Origin of the sequence: Bacillus cereus group sp. BfR-BA-01360 (genome assembly GCF_022663595.1) — a bacterium.
GTDB lineage: Bacteria > Bacillota > Bacilli > Bacillales > Bacillaceae_G > Bacillus_A > Bacillus_A cytotoxicus.
In genome coordinates, this window is sequence record NZ_JAKUFV010000009.1 from 118,429 (window position 1) to 133,776 (window position 15,348).

Genomic DNA, 15,348 nt, shown 5'->3' on the forward strand with positions numbered 1-15,348 from the left:
CTAGTATGGTTAGCATTGTACAATATAAAGTGTAATCAAGATGTGATATTTTGCAAACAGGGGTGAAAAAATGCTAGAAAAACGAGTACCAATTCCAGTTGCTGAAGCAGTAAAGAGAGTGATGAAATATGCTCAGCGCGGTGAAATAGAAGAGACGATTCTTATGGAGAGTTATGGAAGAGTGCTTGGAGAGGATGTTGTAGCTGATCACGATGTACCTTATTTCAATCGTTCTCCTTATGATGGATTCGCAATTCGGGCAGAAGATACGAAAGAGGCAAGTCAAAGTAATCCAATTGAATTTCAAGTAGTGGGAGAGATCGGAGCAGGGTCTGTTTTTCAAGGAGAAGTGAAAGCATTTGAAGCTGTTCGAATTATGACAGGAGCAGCGATTCCAGAAGGATGTAATGCTGTTGTTATGTTAGAGTTGACAGAAGTTTGTACAAGAGATGGAAAAACATATATGAAGTTGAAACGTTCTTTTCGAGCAGGAGATAATGTTTCATTTAAAGGTGAAGATATAAAGAAAAATCATGTGCTCGTGAAAAAAGGAACGAGAATAAATCCAGGTGTGGCAGCGTTATTAGCAACGTTTGGATACAGTTCCGTTCATGTTGTAAAACAACCAGTTGTTGGAATTATCACAACTGGAAGTGAACTGTTAGAAGTGTATGAACCACTTGAACTGGGAAAAATTCGAAATAGTAATTCCTATATGATTGCAGCTCAAATTATGAAAGCAGGCGGAAAAGTGCGATATTATGGGCAACTTGCAGATCAATTGGATGCCTGCTATGAAGCTGTGAAAGCGGCACTGGATGAAGTTGATATTTTAATTACAACCGGCGGTGTTTCAGTAGGGGATTATGATTATTTACCTGCTATTTATGAACGATTACAGGCGAATGTACTATTTAATAAGGTTGCCATGAGACCAGGTAGTGTGACAACAGTAGCGGAAGTGGGGAGAAAGCTATTATTCGGATTATCGGGTAATCCATCAGCTTGTTATGTTGGGTTCGAATTATTTGTTCACCCAGTTATACAAACGCATCTTTATGCAAAGGAACCACATGTATATCGCGCAGATGCCGTTTTGCAAAAAGATTTCCCAAAAGCAAATCCATTCACACGTTTTGTAAGGGGAAAAGTAAGCATTGTAAATGGTATGTTACATGTAACTCCGGTAGGATTGGATAAGTCGAGCGCTGTATCATGTCTTGCAGAGGCAAATGCATTCATTGTATTACCAGGAGGAACGCGAGGGTTCGAAACAGGTATGACCGTCTCGGTTCTATTGCTTGATTCGAGTCAAGGAAGTGAATGGCCATGGGCAGAGCCACTCCAATCTTACAAATAGTAGGATATCAAAATAGTGGGAAAACAACATTAATGGAGAAGTTAGTTCATGCTTTTTCAAGTGAAGGAAGGAAAGTTGCCACAATTAAGCATCATGGACATGGTGGGTTTCCTGAACTTTCGCAAAAAGATAGTGAACGGCATAGACAAGCAGGTGCAGTTGTAAGTGCTGTAGAAGGAGCTGGATTGTTATCTCTTTCAGCACTTCGTAATCATTGGATGTTAAAGGATGTAATTCAGTTATATGAATTCTTTGCAGTAGATCTCATTTTAATAGAAGGATATAAAACAGAATCATATCCGAAAATTGTCTTACTTCGTTCGCTAGATGATATGTCTTTATTGGAACAGGTGGATAACATAAAAGCTGTTATTGTCTGGGATGAAGCGATTTTACAGTTACAAAAAACATATAAAATTTTTCATATAACAGATGCCGATTCTTATATGAAATGGCTTGTAGAAATGGTAAGGGGTGCAAAATGACATATACGTATTATGAAGTAATTGATACACCGATTTCAATTGAAGAAGTAACAAATAAAGTGATTAGCCGAGAATGCGGCGCAGTAACAACCTTTATTGGGACTGTTAGGGAATTTACGAAAGGGCGTCGTACATTATATTTAGAGTATGTCGCTTATAAAACAATGGCTGAAAAAATGCTTGCAAAAATTGGTGCGGAAGTGAAAGAAAAATGGCCAGGGACACATGTTGCGATTACGCATCGCACTGGTACACTTCAAATTTTTGATATCGCAGTTGTTGTTGCGGTATCAACACCGCATCGAAAAGCTGCTTATGAGGCGAATGAGTATATTATGGAACGCATCAAACAAATTGTGCCCATTTGGAAAAAAGAATTTTGGGAAGATGGCAATTCGTGGATTGGTGATCAATTAGAAAGAGTATCGTATCCAGATGGAGAACCGGGAAAGGAGCTGGAATTATGATTCAAGTATTATTGTTCGCACATTTGCAAGAAGAAGCTGGAACAAGTGAATTGAAAATAGACTGTGACAACATAACAGTTACAGAGTTAAAACAGTTTCTTACAAAAGAGTATCATGTATCAGTTGACCAGCAAATTATGGTTGCAATTAATGAAGAATATGCAAATGATACGGATACCATTCAAGCAGGCGATGTTGTTGCACTTATTCCACCTGTAAGTGGAGGTTGATTTTTTCCAGTCTAATCACGAGATCACGTGATTAGACTGGAGGGAATGAATATAAAATTGTGAAACATTGAACAAATTAGGAGGCGGAAAGAGATGAGAAGTCCGAATTTTCAGTTAGGTTTACAAACTTCTAATCTTATTATTGGTTTTATGGTATGGGTGATTTTATCTTCGTTAATGCCATTTATTAAAACAGATATTACGTTAACGGCAGGGCAAATCTCCCTTGTAACAGCAGTACCTGTTATTTTAGGATCGGTGCTTCGAATACCAATTGGGTATTGGACAAACCGATATGGAGCAAGAAAATTATTCTTTATCAGTTTTATTATTTTACTGTTCCCTGTTTTTTATATTAGTATTGCAAACTCTATGATGGATTTAATTATTGGTGGTCTATTCGTAGGAATTGGTGGCGCTGTATTTTCTGTAGGTGTGACGTCATTACCGAAATATTATCCAAAAGAACGTCACGGTTTTGTAAATGGTATTTATGGGGCGGGAAATGCAGGAACAGCAATTACTTCTTTTTTAGCACCAGTCATTGCAAGTTCATTTGGTTGGAGAGCAACTGTACAGTCATTTTTAATTTTATTAGCATTGTTTGCGTTATTAAATTTCTTATTAGGTGATCGCAATGAAAGAAAAGTGAACACACCATTATTAGAACAATTAAAAGGTGTGTATAAAAATGAGAAACTTTGGTTTTTATGCATTTTCTATTTCTTAACGTTTGGATCATTTGTTGCTTTTACGGTGTACTTACCAAACTTTTTAGTGTCTCACTTTGGATTAGCAAAAGTCGATGCAGGTATGAGAACAGCTGGATTTATTGTATTAGCAACAATTATGCGCCCGATAGGTGGATGGCTTGGTGATAAGTTTAATCCATTTAAAATTTTAATCTTTGTATTTATTGGATTGACGTTATCGGGTATTATTTTATCATTTATGCCAAGCATGAATGTCTATACATTTGGTTGTTTACTCGTTGCGTTTTGTGCAGGAATTGGAAATGGGACAGTCTTTAAACTTGTACCGATGTATTTTTCTAAGCAAGCAGGGGTTGTAAATGGGCTTGTTGCAGCATTAGGTGGATTAGGTGGATTTTTCCCTCCGCTTATTTTAACAGTACTGTTCCAATTAACAGGTCATTATGCAATTGGATTTATGGCACTTTCAGAAGTGGCACTTGCTTGTCTCATTATTACAGTTTGGATGTATAGTCAAGAAAAGCTATTACTTATGCTAAATAATAAATAATTCCATTGTTTGAAAAAGAGAGCAGCATGGTTTCAGTTGGAAAACTAGAAGCCTGCTGTTTTTTGTATTGTTTGAAAAGATTGAGGGGAATATAAAGGCGATAAAATGTTATAGATTTTAGCATAGAAAGGTTTGGGAAAATGGATATCTTTTTAGCGATTTTACCTGCTTTATTTTGGGGAAGCATTGTACTTTTTAATGTGAAACTTGGTGGAGGCCCCTACAGCCAAACGTTCGGAACAACATTAGGTGCACTTATTTTTTCAATAGGTATTTATATCTTTGTACAACCAGTAATAACGCCGGTAGTGATTGGTGTAGGAATTGTATCGGGCTTATTTTGGGCGCTTGGGCAAGCAAATCAATTAAAAAGTATTGATTTAATGGGCGTTTCGAAAACAATGCCGATTTCAACAGGGATGCAATTAGTCGCGACGACTTTATTTGGCGTTTTAATTTTTCGTGAATGGTCAACAACTGTATCTATTGTATTAGGTATTCTAGCAATCATTTGTATCATTGTTGGGATTGTGTTGACATCACTTCAGAGTAAAGAAGAAAAGAATGAAGCGCAAGCAGGAACTTTTAAAAAAGGAATTATGATTTTACTTGTTTCAACTTTTGGGTATTTGGTATATGTCGTAGTTATACGCCTATTCCATGTAAATGGATGGTCGGCTTTATTGCCGCAAGCAATTGGAATGGTAATAGGGGGTATTTTATTAACATTTCGGCATAAACCATTTAATAAATATGCGATTCGAAATATCATTCCAGGTCTAATTTGGGCAGCTGGAAATATGTTTTTATTTATTTCACAACCACGCGTAGGAGTAGCAACTAGTTTTTCTCTTTCACAAATGGGAATTGTGATTTCAACTTTAGGTGGAATTTTTATATTAGGTGAAAAGAAGACAAAGCGTCAATTTATTGCTATTATCATTGGGATTCTTTTCATTATTGGAGCTGGAATTATGCTAGGAATTGCAAAAGGGTAAGAATACAATATTATAAAGTGAAATAACATTTTGTATTAATCGTTGGAAGCATCTATATACAATATTTATCAGTTTATTCCGCTATTTTAGAGTAGTAAGACTCCCATCTCAAGATTGAGAGAGAAGCGAGGAAGATAGATGAAGTCTTACGTGGGAATAAAGAAAGCTACACTGATTCAAGTTTTCTTTATATGCAACATTGCATAGAGCTATAATTGATCGTGATGGTATACTGAAACTGCTCAATATTTTTCATCAATGATTAGATTGAAAATGTAACGTTTTATGAAATGTAGATTATGTATAAACTTATAAAAAAAGAAGAGACGCCCATCTAGGCGTCTCTTCTTTTTTCTAAGCTGAAACTTTAGGATATTTATAATTAGCAATAATTTTTACGCAAAAAAAAAGCGTTTGACTATGTTTGCGTTGTAGATGTGTATTTATTAATGATTAATCGTGTTTTGTAAGAAATCTGTTGCTTGATTTTCAGAAACATTTTGAACAAGTGCTACTTCACTAATTAAGATTCTGCGTGCATTGTCTAACATTTGTTTTTCACTCGCATTTAATGTTCTTTCTTTATTGCGGTGGAGTAAATCACGTACGACTTCAGCTCCGTCTACAAAATCACCGCTTTTCATCTTTTCCATATTTAATGTATATCTTTGTTTCCATGACAGTGATTTGTCTGGGGCTCCGTTATGAACGTCAACTAAAGCGTGATTTAATGTTGTTTGATCTACGACATAACGTATGCCAGAATCTTGAACTTTATCCATAGGAATCATTACTTGCATATCGCTAATCACCATGTGTATAACGCAATATTGACGTGTCTTGCCTAACACTTCTTTATCTTCAATGGCCTCAATGATTCCAGCTCCATGCATAGGGTAAACAATTTTATCACCAATTTGAAACAAATCATCCACCTCCAGATGTTGTAACTAGTTTTAGTATAACATCTGGAGGTTTAAAAAGTCAAATTTTATATAATACCATATCGGTTAGTTGTTGGTCAATAGGAAGGCGTTGTTTTTTTGAGGGGGATGAGAAGAGACAGAGTGAGGATATCATGGTGAAAATACAGGGCATATCCGCTTAAAAGGAAGCATAAAATGTAAAATCGTTAATACAATATACTTAAATCCGTTCTTTGTTAAAGGAGGGAGAAAAGGTGGGACGCACAATTAAAATCGATATTACAAATCATGTAGTAGCGAAATTTAAAGCAGATTACTTGGAGTTATATACAAGTAAATTTATGATAGGTAAATTTTATGTCAATAATGAAGAAAAACAGTATGTGTTAGAAGACGGATATGTACATGAAGGTGGAAAATTTTATCGCATCATAGATACGCACCGTGGCAATCAATTAGTGGCGGAGAGCTGCGATCTAGGATGGTGTTCAAATGATTCGCGTTAAAGTATTTGACGAAAGTCATGAAAAAGATTTAGAAGATGCTGTGAATGTTTTTTTAAAGAAATTGAATGATGAACAACTGATAGATATTAAATATCAAGTTGGGGTTTCAATTAATGATGATGAAAATCAAATTTATTGTTTTTCTGCAATGATCGTCTATAAAACATAAAAAAGAGCCGGAGTTTTCCAGCTCTTTTTTATGTTTTTAAGTAGGGAGAACATGTGTTGGCAAAGTATTCATAATAGATGGAGCTGCTTTAGTATTCGCTTCTGGTAGAACAACTTCCTCAGCTTTGGCATCATGTATGTTTTTACACATACCTAGGTGATAACGTTCACCTAAAAAAGGATCGATGTAAAAACCATTTTTAAATATTTTATCATTGTTACTTTTTTTTAGATGGATTTCAGAACAACTAATGCAGTAGTACATAACTTTCCTCTCCTTTATTTTACAGTAATTTTTTATAGCTGATTGAAAAAAGGGAACAAGTAGTAGAGGGAGATTCTCGCCACATTGTCATGTTTAAAATGCTGAGGAAGTACTACCTGTTCATAGAGCAATATAAGTTGTGGACATACCTCACAATTTATATTTGTTTGCTTATTAATCTCAAGGGAAGGAGGAGAGACTAAAAGCAAGTAAGGTAGATAAAACCTTCACGCATCGTAAATGATGCGTGAAGGTTTTCTTTTTTATTTACCTTTGTGAGCATATTATGAGGAAATGTTGAGAGTGTGTTTGTCCTGTTGAAAAAATGTTGTGAATTTCTCAACAGTCTAGAATGCATATTGTTGACATGAAACTAAAAGGGGCACGGCAACGATTCCTTCTTTTGGGTCCACTTAAAATAGCCACAGTCTATTTATAAATAGATTGTGGCTATTTTTGTTTAATTTGCAGCTTTTAACCCATTAGGTGAAATGGCCATATCAAATTTGATATCGGGTGGTTGACGATTATCGTCCAATCCATATTTCCTGAATCGATTTATATGGAAGGCAAGGTATGGGCTCAAATCAGATAGCACTTCTTCGTCTAATTCATTTCCTTCTTGGATGTATTCATGCAGGATATGAGTGAGTTGAAAGACGTTATAAAAAATGACACAATTTGCAATTAGATGATTGTATTTTATAATTTTTCGTTGATATGATTGAAGCCATGCGAATCGCTCGGTAAATATCCGTGTCGAGCATGCTGGGCTATCACAAAAGAATTTCTTTACTTGTAATTGTAGGTGAATAGATGTTTGTTGAATAGCTAGGTCTTGAACAAAACGTGTATAAAGACTATGTACTCGTGATGAAATCTTTCCACAAGAAGGGCAGGGGCATGATTTATAGATGGATTTTAGGATATAAACATGAGTGTGGGCCGCTTGAAACGAAGACATAAGTTCAATACCTTCAAATGAAGGAATAACAATATGCATAAAATGGAATTCTCCTTTTTATCTTACTATGCCATTTCTTGTATTCCTTCACCAAAAGTGCGTAAGTTTAATAAGTGGTTCTTACGCAGATTTGGTGAAATCTCATATAACGTTGTTACCGTATAAAATTTTATTCTTTCAAAATAATAAATCAGAATTTATATAACATGCGTTTTTGCAATATAGCTAAACCAGCTTGCCCATACAACATTCGTTTGATTGATTTCAAGCGATTTACCTGTCCTTCTAACAAGCCATTACTATAGGGAAGAAGAAAGGCATGCTTCACGGCTTGTAAATCGTTGCGTAAATGACGGGCATATGAATAAAAGGGTTGTTCTTTATGGGAAAGTTGTTTTCTTAGCCATTGCAAAAATCCTTCATAATCAGATTGTTTTATCATTGCACGATACTCTTGTATGACTTCATAAACAGTTTGGAGATTAGGATATTTTTCGAAACACCGCTCTAAATCCCTTCTTTCTGAGGTATTCAGATGATTGGGATGAATCCAAAACCATCTGGCAAGACGTTTTCTAGCTATTTGATAGGTAGGAGATGGGTAATTAGCATGTTTCTGTTTGCGCCTTATCCCTTCAACAAGTGTGCGCACAGCCGAAAAGGTGCCGTTATACCCCTTCTTACGGATAAGTGGATCAATCGTTTTAAGTGTTTTTCCCTCTTTTTCAAGACGAATAATAGATTCAAGATACCCTTGAGCTGGACTGATGCGACAACGATTGGTAGTAGGTGGAGTCATCATTTTTATGTATTTTTTAATTGTTCTCCAATTTAAATGATATTCTTTCGTTAGGGAATTGATAGATTTCCCGGAGCGATGGGCTTCCTTTATTTCTTGAATCAAGTCCCATTGCGTATGAGTTTTATTTTTTCTGCTTTTGTTAACGCTGTTTCAATGGAAATAGATGAAGGTTCATTCCAAGTAATAGTAGAAGGAACGGCTGACAAGAGGAACGTATCTAAATGTTTCCTAGCATTTTTAATAAAATGCCAGCGATCATATACTTGAAGAATAGAAGAATTCGCGTTAGAAATTCTTTGCCGAAAACTTGTAAAACCATCGCGACTCACGACTTGAATGTGAGGATGGTGTTTCAGCCATTCCGTTAGTGTTTCAGGAGAACGATTCGGTCATAGCGCTAATGGTCTATGATGACGTAGATCACAAATAAGTGTCCCATACGTATGTCCGTCCTTTACGGAAAGCAAAATTATCTACACCAATGAAAGGGAGACACCTTTGTACCTATGTGAGTTTTACGAACAATATCATGACTGATTGGAAGATATATGGCACGAGCAACTTTCTCTCCAGTTAAGCAACTTGTAGAAAATGCAATTTTTCGTAAAACTTTTTCTGCACGAAGTGTGCGACGTCCGTTGGGGGCTACCCATTCATATTGTTCTGTAAAAACCTTAATAGAACAACAAGAATTATTACAAAACCACTTGTGTAAAATAAGAAGAATGACGGTTTGATCTGTAATAGGAAGATCTTGTATAAGGCGGGTATAACGACTATGACGACGAGAAGAAATAGAATGACAAGATGGACAGTTTGCGGAAATACGATTACTTTTTACAATGAAACGAAGATGACGGTCTTTTGTAGATACATCTATCAATTCGAGAAAAGGATCTGGACTTAACCAACAGATAGGGTACATCATGGTTCACTCCTTTTCTTTTATTATATCAATGTAGTACACAAAAGAGCAATTCACCAAAAGTCCGTAAGAACCACTTTGGTATTGCAAAAAACACTCTGATAAAAAAACAGTCAACTACTTCTAATTTGAAATAGTTGACTAGTTGACTGTTTCTTAACTTAATGGAGAGGTCTTTATGAGAGCTTGATTAAATTTAATCTGAAATAAGGTCTAGCTTTCTCAGTAGAACCCTCCAAATAGGTTCTTCATCAATTACTACAGATGAAGAACCTACCATCCCTGTATATAGTTCAATTAATTCTTTCGTATTAATTGTTGCTTCTAATTCATACATATACGTTTTTGTATCTTTATCAAAGATAGGATTTGCTGATATATAAGTTACCTTTCCTATTTGCTTATCAGTTTTCTTTAATTTAAATGAATACTGTACTTTGTCTCCTATTTTAATACCTTTCATTTCTTGGGCTGGTAACAATATTTTTATTTTTTTTCATTTTCTTTTGGAATTATTGAAACTAATTCTTGTCCTGCATTAATCAAATCACCAGGCTGTAGAATTGAAGAGAATTGTACAATTCCCTCTTTTTGAGCCTTCACAACCGTCATTTGACTTTGATTACGCAATCCATCTAACTCTTGTTTTTTAACAAAAATCTCTTGTTCTACAGACTGGATGCGATGATTTACAGAGACAATGGTGTTTTGTATATATTGATTTAATGAATCTTTTTTTTCTCTTGTTTTCCTTCTTTTATTGTTTCAAGTTTTTTTCTTTCACTTTCTAATGTTATTTTTCTTTGATTTATTCTTTTATCTATACTAGTTTGTTGAGATTCTAAGGATTCAATTTTATCATCTAAAGCTTGTTTTTGTTCATCTAACATATGTTCTTTATCTTTTTGTTTTTTCACAGATTTGATTTCTCGTTGAATATTTTCTTTTTCCACAATCAATCCTTGTAAAAATTCATCTTGTTCATCTGATATTTTGTTATTAACTATCTCTTGTATCTCATTCTCTTTTTCATTTTGTAAAGATTGATAGTTTTGCTCATATGCTTTGTATTCTTCACGTATTTTTTCATCAACGCTATCATTAAAAGATAACCTGTGAGATTGAATACTATTTCTTAACTGTTCTAACATTTCTTTTTGTTTTTCTAATTGTTTAACAATTTGTTTAAATTGATTTTGTTTATCTAATAATTCCTGGTTTTTTAATTGAATCAAAATGTCACCTTTTTTCACTTCATCACCCGAATGAACAGAAATATTTTCTATAACACCGACAATTTGTGTTCTAATTGTGCTCATATCAGATTTCCCTTGTACAATGGCTGTTCCTTTACTAACAATATCAACTTTACCCACATAAGCCCAAATTATAAACCCTAAAAGAGTCAAAAAAAGAACTCCTAGTAACCAAGTAATAAAACGAGGGGGGGTCTTTTCTAATAACTCTACACTATCCGTTAATTGATCAAGATTATAAATCTTACTCATATTGAACACCCCTCATTGCAGAATATTCAGCTTCAATATGTTCTACATGAACTGTTTGATTTTTCCATAGACGATAATATTCACCCTTCTGGAACAATAATTCTTCGTGAGAACCATGTTCTATAATACTCCCTTTTTCCATTACACAGATTTGATTTGCATGTTGAATTGTACTTAATCGATGTGCAATCATAATTACAGTTATCCCTTGAGAGCCTAGTCTTTTTAACATATCTGTAATATGTTTTTCTGTTGTAGAGTCTAAATTACTTGTTGCTTCATCTAAAATTAAAATATCTGGTTTTTTCAACAATGCTCTTGTAATAGCCAATCGCTGTCTTTGTCCTCCTGATAAATTTGAAGCATTCTCCTCTAAACGAGTCTCATAACGTAACGGCAATTCACTAATAAATTCATGGGTACAAGCTTGTTTAGATACTTGTATGACTTCTTCTAGTGTAACCGGTCGATCTAGTCCAAATCTCAAATTATCATAAATAGAGCCACTAAAGAAAAACGATTCTTGTGAAACATAGGCAATCCGATCTCGTAAAGCAGTTCGATTTATCTCCTTAATATGAAAATTGTCATAATATATATCACCTTGTTGAGGCTCATAATAATGCATTAATAATTTTGAGATTGTTGTTTTCCCTGAACCACTTTCCCCCTACAAATGCTACTTGATTGCCTGGTTTAATAGAAAAATTTAATTTGTTTAACACATTTTTACGTACTCCATAACGAAATGTGACATTTGAAAATTCTATTTTTCCAGATATCTGGTTAGGAGATGCTTTATGTTGTTCCCGTTCATTTTTTTCTATATCTAAGTCAAATATTTCATTTAGCCTTTCTCCAGCAACTAATGCAGAGTGCATAACAGGTTGAATCCCAATTAAGTTTTCAATAGGATTTAGAAAATAAGCTAGAAGTGCATTGTATGTAATTAATTCGCCAATCGTCATGTTTCCTTGTAATACTTGCATGGCTCCAATCCAAAGTATTACCGTACCCCCAATTAATTCAATTCCCATTTTAATAGAACCTTGTAGATTGGATAATAATCCTCTTTTAAATACATGCTTCAATAAATTTACAAATCGCCTTTCTGTTTGAAAAAAAACTTCTTTTTCAGCGTTATAAGATTTTACAGTTGAAATTCCATTTAAAGATTCTACTAAAAATGAAGAAAGATGTATCGCAAGATGTATTGAAAGTATAAAATATTTAGCAGATGAAATTATAGTTTTAGATAGTGGTTCCACAGATAAGACAAGAGATATCATAATCAAGTCATTTCCAGAAGTAACATTGCATACTGTACAATGGAAAGAGGATTTTTCTTTTTGCAGAAATACATTAGTTGACTATTCATCTGGTGATTGGATAATCCAAATCGACGCAGATGAATTTTTATTAGGAAATCAAGTGGATTTGAAAGAATTCTTACAAGTTTTTTATGATTTTCCTATATCTCCATTAGTAATAAGTCCCAAAATAATAAATCATGATAATACAGAATTAGAGTTTACAAAGAGAATACTAAAAAAGAAAGATCAGCTACAATTTTTTGGGCTCATCCATGAAGAATTGAGATACGATATAAACAAAAGAGGACAGGATTTATTTCATATAATGACAGATTTTGTAATTCATCATGATGGATACACATCCGAGGTTATAGAAACAAAAGATAAATTAAATAGAAATATAAAATTACAAGAAAAAATGATACAAATCGAACCTGATAATATTAGAGGGTATTATTTTTTAGCACGTGAAAAAAATTTTGGTGGTTACGGAGATAAAGAAGTTATTGATATAATTAATAATGGAATGAAGTATCATAATTATGATAACAATCCAGAGCAATATCATTTATACTCCTTACTTTTACTTGCCCAAATTTATAGTGAAAATAACAAGTTGGATAAACTAGACACTGTTATAAAGAAATTAATCTCTTTATACCCATATTGTCTAGATGGTTGGTATTATAAGTTATTAAATGAAATGAGTAGCAACTTATCACAAAGATATTATTTTGTAGAAGATTGTTTGAATCATATAAAGTCTATAGACTTTCCATATTCCACGATTAATACTAAGGGGGATCATGTATATCGAATATTAGGGATGACATATCTCCAAATCGGTAATTATCAAAAAGCTTTTCGTTTATTTTCCGCAATTGAAGATAAAAACATAAATAATGAACTAAGCCATCATTTAAACATATTGAAAGAAAATATAGAGCTATTTTTAACAAAAATTAAAAAGGATAATGTAATATGAACAAAATTCTAAAAGAAGCGAAAAGATTATTAGATGATCAGGAAAATATTTTAGCTACTTTAACATGTTCAGTAACTGGTTACATAGTTACGAATAATACTCCACGTCCAGGAATATTGCTTGCAACTAATAAAAGAATTATATTTTATGGACAAGCATCCATGCATTTTAAAAATGAATTAATTGAAGAATTCAAATATGAGAAAATCTTATCCATAGAAAAAAAGAGAAAAATCTTTGATAAGAAAATAATAATTTACTACAAAGATGAATATATAATGTTTGGACAAATATTGAACCAGAATATTGAAGAATTTATAGAAGTAATTAAAATGAAATCAAATATTTAATTTTATTTTTATGACGGATTGTATTATTAAGTGCGACACTTAGAAAAAACAAAAAGCTCACCTCGTTTCGTGTAAAATAGAAGTTACCACACCACAAATTACACGGAGGACGGGTATGAGCTTGGACAACTAGAAGCACTTCATAAATTAGGTCATTCAACTAGAGAAATTGGTGCCATTCTGAAGCGTCATCACTCTTCTATTGCACGAGAATTGAAAAGAAATACTCATGAAGACGGCGAATATTACAGTGAAAAAGCACAAGAAAAATATGTGAAGCGTCGTAAAAACTGTAAGTCAACCGGAAAATGGTCTTTAGAACTGGTGAAACAAATTCAAGATAAATGAAATGCAACTTGGTCGCCCGAACAAATCCAGTACGGTTGTCTAAAAGGTATCTTATCCTTTAAAACTATCTATAATTGGCTGTATCAAGGAAAGTTATTTACAAAGGATCTTTCTGTCTTAAGACAAAAGGGGAAACGCCAAAAACCGAGAGAAACTCGCGGACGTTTCAATATAGGGAAATCTATTCAAAAACGGCCTTCTGAAGTAAAGAAACGAGAAACATTTGGTCATTGGGAAATGGACACGATCGTTTCAAGTCGTGGTAAAAGGAAAGGATGTTTTGCGACCTTTGTAGAACGGAAAACACGGTATTATCAAGCGATTGTGATTCCAGATCGAACAGCGGAATCTATGGAATGCGCCATCAAACAAATGGCTTCCATGTATCCAGCCACTGCCTTACAAACAGCTACAGTTGATAGAGGAAAAGAATTTTCGCGTTATCAACGAGTGGAAAAAGATTTGAAAATCGCAGTGTTCTTTACCGATTCCTATTCTTACTGGCAACGAGGAAGTAACGAAAACACAAACGGCCTATTACGGGAGTTTTATCCGAAAAAAACAAATTTGAGCCTTGTTTCACAAGAACAATTGAATCAAGCACTACTTCTTATAAATCATAGACCCAGAAAATGTTTACAGTGGAAAACGGCCTACGAAGCGTTTCGAGAGGAACTGTCGTACTTAGATTTACAAACTGTCTTATAAAAATTAATAGATAGTATATTTATAAATGTACAATAGGAGAGTATATCAATGATCCAGAAGATACAACATTATTTATACCATTTAAAACCACTATGGTTTATTCTAATCATGACTCTTGCATCTTTCTTGTTACCAATGCCAACCAGCTTTATACCAGGTGGCATACAACAAAATTCTATTGAAGATGAAGGTTTATCGATTCAAATAGTGGATGGTATAATCATTGCACCTTTATTAGAAACAGTTCTATATCAAATGTTTATATTTTGGATTTTGAAATTAATCCCTGGTATTGAAAAATATAACAAATCAATTATCTTTATTTCAGCTTGTATATTTGGATTGAGCCATAGTTTTGGTTATACTTATATGTTATATGCTGGAATTATGGGATGGGTATTTGCATACTCTTATTGGACTTATACAAAGAAAAAAGAAAATGGACATACTAAAATTTCAGCATTTTGGATTGTATGGAGTATACATATTTTACATAATATTGTTGTCTTTTTAGTTAAAAATTTATAAATTTGTTATAAATATAATATGAATTAAAAAAATTACTCTTAGAATTTCTAATGGAATCTAGATCTAATTAGGAATTTTCATTGGGTAACTAAATTAAAGGCACAAAAGATGTCTTTTTATTTGTTTTTTAAGTTAATATAATTAAAACGATTTGAACAGAGGCATATACCCTTTGAATTCTAATTTTGGGTATGAGTGGCCCCAAAAAGAAGGAATCGTTGCCGTGCCCCTAAAAGGTGTTATATTGTA

General features: G+C 33.6%; 17 protein-coding genes and 3 pseudogenes. 12 read left to right on the forward strand and 8 right to left on the reverse strand.

Going from position 1 to position 15,348, the window contains the following annotated elements; genetic code table 11:
* Positions 1-70 precede the first annotated feature (70 nt).
* From MR056_RS11030 to MR056_RS11055, 6 genes are all read left to right on the forward strand, one after another.
* A complete protein-coding gene (locus MR056_RS11030) occupies positions 71-1,360 on the forward strand; it encodes a molybdopterin molybdotransferase MoeA (RefSeq protein ID WP_012095851.1) in 1,290 nt (429 codons plus the stop codon).
* Complete coding sequence (gene mobB, locus MR056_RS11035) at positions 1,324-1,845, forward strand: molybdopterin-guanine dinucleotide biosynthesis protein B (RefSeq protein WP_012095850.1); 522 nt, start codon at positions 1,324-1,326, stop codon at positions 1,843-1,845. The genes MR056_RS11030 and mobB overlap by 37 nt, the downstream gene beginning before the upstream one ends.
* Positions 1,842-2,312 carry a molybdenum cofactor biosynthesis protein MoaE gene (locus MR056_RS11040; RefSeq protein WP_242136556.1) on the forward strand — a complete coding sequence of 157 codons (471 nt, stop codon included), beginning with the start codon at positions 1,842-1,844 and terminating at the stop codon, positions 2,310-2,312. Before mobB ends, MR056_RS11040 begins: the two co-directional genes overlap by 4 nt.
* Positions 2,309-2,542 carry a molybdopterin converting factor subunit 1 gene (gene moaD / locus MR056_RS11045; RefSeq protein ID WP_012095848.1) on the forward strand — a complete coding sequence of 78 codons (234 nt, stop codon included), beginning with the start codon at positions 2,309-2,311 and terminating at the stop codon, positions 2,540-2,542. Before MR056_RS11040 ends, moaD begins: the two co-directional genes overlap by 4 nt.
* 93 nt (positions 2,543-2,635) lie before the next feature.
* Positions 2,636-3,805 carry a nitrate/nitrite transporter gene (locus tag MR056_RS11050; RefSeq protein ID WP_012095847.1) on the forward strand — a complete coding sequence of 390 codons (1,170 nt, stop codon included), beginning with the start codon at positions 2,636-2,638 and terminating at the stop codon, positions 3,803-3,805.
* A 140-nt stretch (positions 3,806-3,945) separates the two neighbouring features.
* Positions 3,946-4,803 carry a GRP family sugar transporter gene (locus MR056_RS11055; RefSeq protein ID WP_012095846.1) on the forward strand — a complete coding sequence of 286 codons (858 nt, stop codon included), beginning with the start codon at positions 3,946-3,948 and terminating at the stop codon, positions 4,801-4,803.
* A 446-nt stretch (positions 4,804-5,249) separates the two neighbouring features.
* Here the strand turns inward: MR056_RS11055 and MR056_RS11060 are convergent, their stop codons facing one another.
* On the reverse strand, positions 5,250-5,729 hold the full coding sequence (locus MR056_RS11060; protein ID WP_012095845.1) for a CarD family transcriptional regulator: 480 nt from the start codon (positions 5,727-5,729) through the stop codon (positions 5,250-5,252).
* A gap of 254 nt (positions 5,730-5,983) precedes the next feature.
* Between MR056_RS11060 and MR056_RS11065 the strand changes: the two genes are divergently transcribed.
* Complete coding sequence (locus MR056_RS11065; protein ID WP_012095844.1) at positions 5,984-6,235, forward strand: DUF2553 family protein; 252 nt, start codon at positions 5,984-5,986, stop codon at positions 6,233-6,235.
* Positions 6,222-6,404: a sporulation protein Cse60 gene (locus MR056_RS11070; protein ID WP_012095843.1), complete on the forward strand. Its 183-nt coding sequence runs from the start codon at positions 6,222-6,224 to the stop codon at positions 6,402-6,404. The genes MR056_RS11065 and MR056_RS11070 overlap by 14 nt, the downstream gene beginning before the upstream one ends.
* 36 nt (positions 6,405-6,440) lie before the next feature.
* On the opposite strand, the gene MR056_RS11075 is transcribed toward MR056_RS11070, so the two are convergent.
* The 7 genes and pseudogenes from MR056_RS11075 to MR056_RS11105 form a co-directional block, all read right to left on the reverse strand.
* Complete coding sequence (locus MR056_RS11075; protein WP_012095842.1) at positions 6,441-6,668, reverse strand: DUF3973 domain-containing protein; 228 nt, start codon at positions 6,666-6,668, stop codon at positions 6,441-6,443.
* Positions 6,669-7,128: 460 nt separating this feature from the next.
* Positions 7,129-7,671: a Tn3 family transposase gene (locus tag MR056_RS11080; protein ID WP_012095841.1), complete on the reverse strand. Its 543-nt coding sequence runs from the start codon at positions 7,669-7,671 to the stop codon at positions 7,129-7,131.
* Positions 7,672-7,822: 151 nt separating this feature from the next.
* Complete coding sequence (locus MR056_RS11085; RefSeq protein WP_012095840.1) at positions 7,823-8,536, reverse strand: transposase; 714 nt, start codon at positions 8,534-8,536, stop codon at positions 7,823-7,825.
* A complete protein-coding gene (locus MR056_RS11090; RefSeq protein WP_012095839.1) occupies positions 8,533-8,763 on the reverse strand; it encodes a hypothetical protein in 231 nt (76 codons plus the stop codon). Before MR056_RS11090 ends, MR056_RS11085 begins: the two co-directional genes overlap by 4 nt.
* Before the next feature lie 140 nt (positions 8,764-8,903).
* Positions 8,904-9,362, reverse strand: coding sequence for a transposase family protein (locus MR056_RS11095; RefSeq protein ID WP_012095838.1), 459 nt, complete (start codon positions 9,360-9,362; stop codon positions 8,904-8,906).
* A 193-nt stretch (positions 9,363-9,555) separates the two neighbouring features.
* A pseudogene (locus MR056_RS11100) lies at positions 9,556-10,867 on the reverse strand (hemolysin D).
* Positions 10,860-12,063 (reverse strand): annotated as a pseudogene (locus tag MR056_RS11105) (peptidase domain-containing ABC transporter); the annotation flags it as partial. The pseudogenes MR056_RS11105 and MR056_RS11100, both read right to left, overlap by 8 nt.
* A 25-nt stretch (positions 12,064-12,088) precedes the next feature.
* Here MR056_RS11105 and MR056_RS11110 point away from each other — a divergent pair.
* From MR056_RS11110 to MR056_RS11125, 4 genes and pseudogenes are all read left to right on the forward strand, one after another.
* Entirely contained in the window at positions 12,089-13,165 is a 1,077-nt protein-coding gene (locus MR056_RS11110; protein ID WP_237701338.1) for a tetratricopeptide repeat-containing glycosyltransferase, read from the forward strand.
* On the forward strand, positions 13,162-13,515 hold the full coding sequence (locus tag MR056_RS11115) for a PH domain-containing protein (protein WP_012095836.1): 354 nt from the start codon (positions 13,162-13,164) through the stop codon (positions 13,513-13,515). The genes MR056_RS11110 and MR056_RS11115 overlap by 4 nt, the downstream gene beginning before the upstream one ends.
* A 117-nt stretch (positions 13,516-13,632) precedes the next feature.
* Positions 13,633-14,571: pseudogene (locus tag MR056_RS11120) on the forward strand (IS30 family transposase); the annotation flags it as partial.
* A 48-nt stretch (positions 14,572-14,619) separates the two neighbouring features.
* Positions 14,620-15,099 carry a CPBP family intramembrane glutamic endopeptidase gene (locus MR056_RS11125; protein WP_012095835.1) on the forward strand — a complete coding sequence of 160 codons (480 nt, stop codon included), beginning with the start codon at positions 14,620-14,622 and terminating at the stop codon, positions 15,097-15,099.
* The last annotated feature ends 249 nt before the right edge of the window (positions 15,100-15,348 follow it).

Bases quoted from the DNA above. Each gene is read 5' to 3' on its own strand.
- MR056_RS11040 (WP_242136556.1), top strand. From the start codon at position 1,842: ATGACATATACGTATTATGAAGTAATTGATACACCGATTTCAATTGAA.
- MR056_RS11080 (WP_012095841.1), bottom strand. From the start codon at position 7,671: ATGCATATTGTTATTCCTTCATTTGAAGGTATTGAACTTATGTCTTCG.
- MR056_RS11095 (WP_012095838.1), bottom strand. From the start codon at position 9,362: ATGATGTACCCTATCTGTTGGTTAAGTCCAGATCCTTTTCTCGAATTG.
- MR056_RS11125 (WP_012095835.1), top strand. From the start codon at position 14,620: ATGATCCAGAAGATACAACATTATTTATACCATTTAAAACCACTATGG.
- MR056_RS11070 (WP_012095843.1), top strand. From the start codon at position 6,222: ATGATTCGCGTTAAAGTATTTGACGAAAGTCATGAAAAAGATTTAGAA.
- mobB (WP_012095850.1), top strand. From the start codon at position 1,324: ATGGCCATGGGCAGAGCCACTCCAATCTTACAAATAGTAGGATATCAA.
- MR056_RS11030 (WP_012095851.1), top strand. From the start codon at position 71: ATGCTAGAAAAACGAGTACCAATTCCAGTTGCTGAAGCAGTAAAGAGA.
- MR056_RS11075 (WP_012095842.1), bottom strand. From the start codon at position 6,668: ATGTACTACTGCATTAGTTGTTCTGAAATCCATCTAAAAAAAAGTAAC.
- MR056_RS11055 (WP_012095846.1), top strand. From the start codon at position 3,946: ATGGATATCTTTTTAGCGATTTTACCTGCTTTATTTTGGGGAAGCATT.
- MR056_RS11050 (WP_012095847.1), top strand. From the start codon at position 2,636: ATGAGAAGTCCGAATTTTCAGTTAGGTTTACAAACTTCTAATCTTATT.
- MR056_RS11115 (WP_012095836.1), top strand. From the start codon at position 13,162: ATGAACAAAATTCTAAAAGAAGCGAAAAGATTATTAGATGATCAGGAA.
- moaD (WP_012095848.1), top strand. From the start codon at position 2,309: ATGATTCAAGTATTATTGTTCGCACATTTGCAAGAAGAAGCTGGAACA.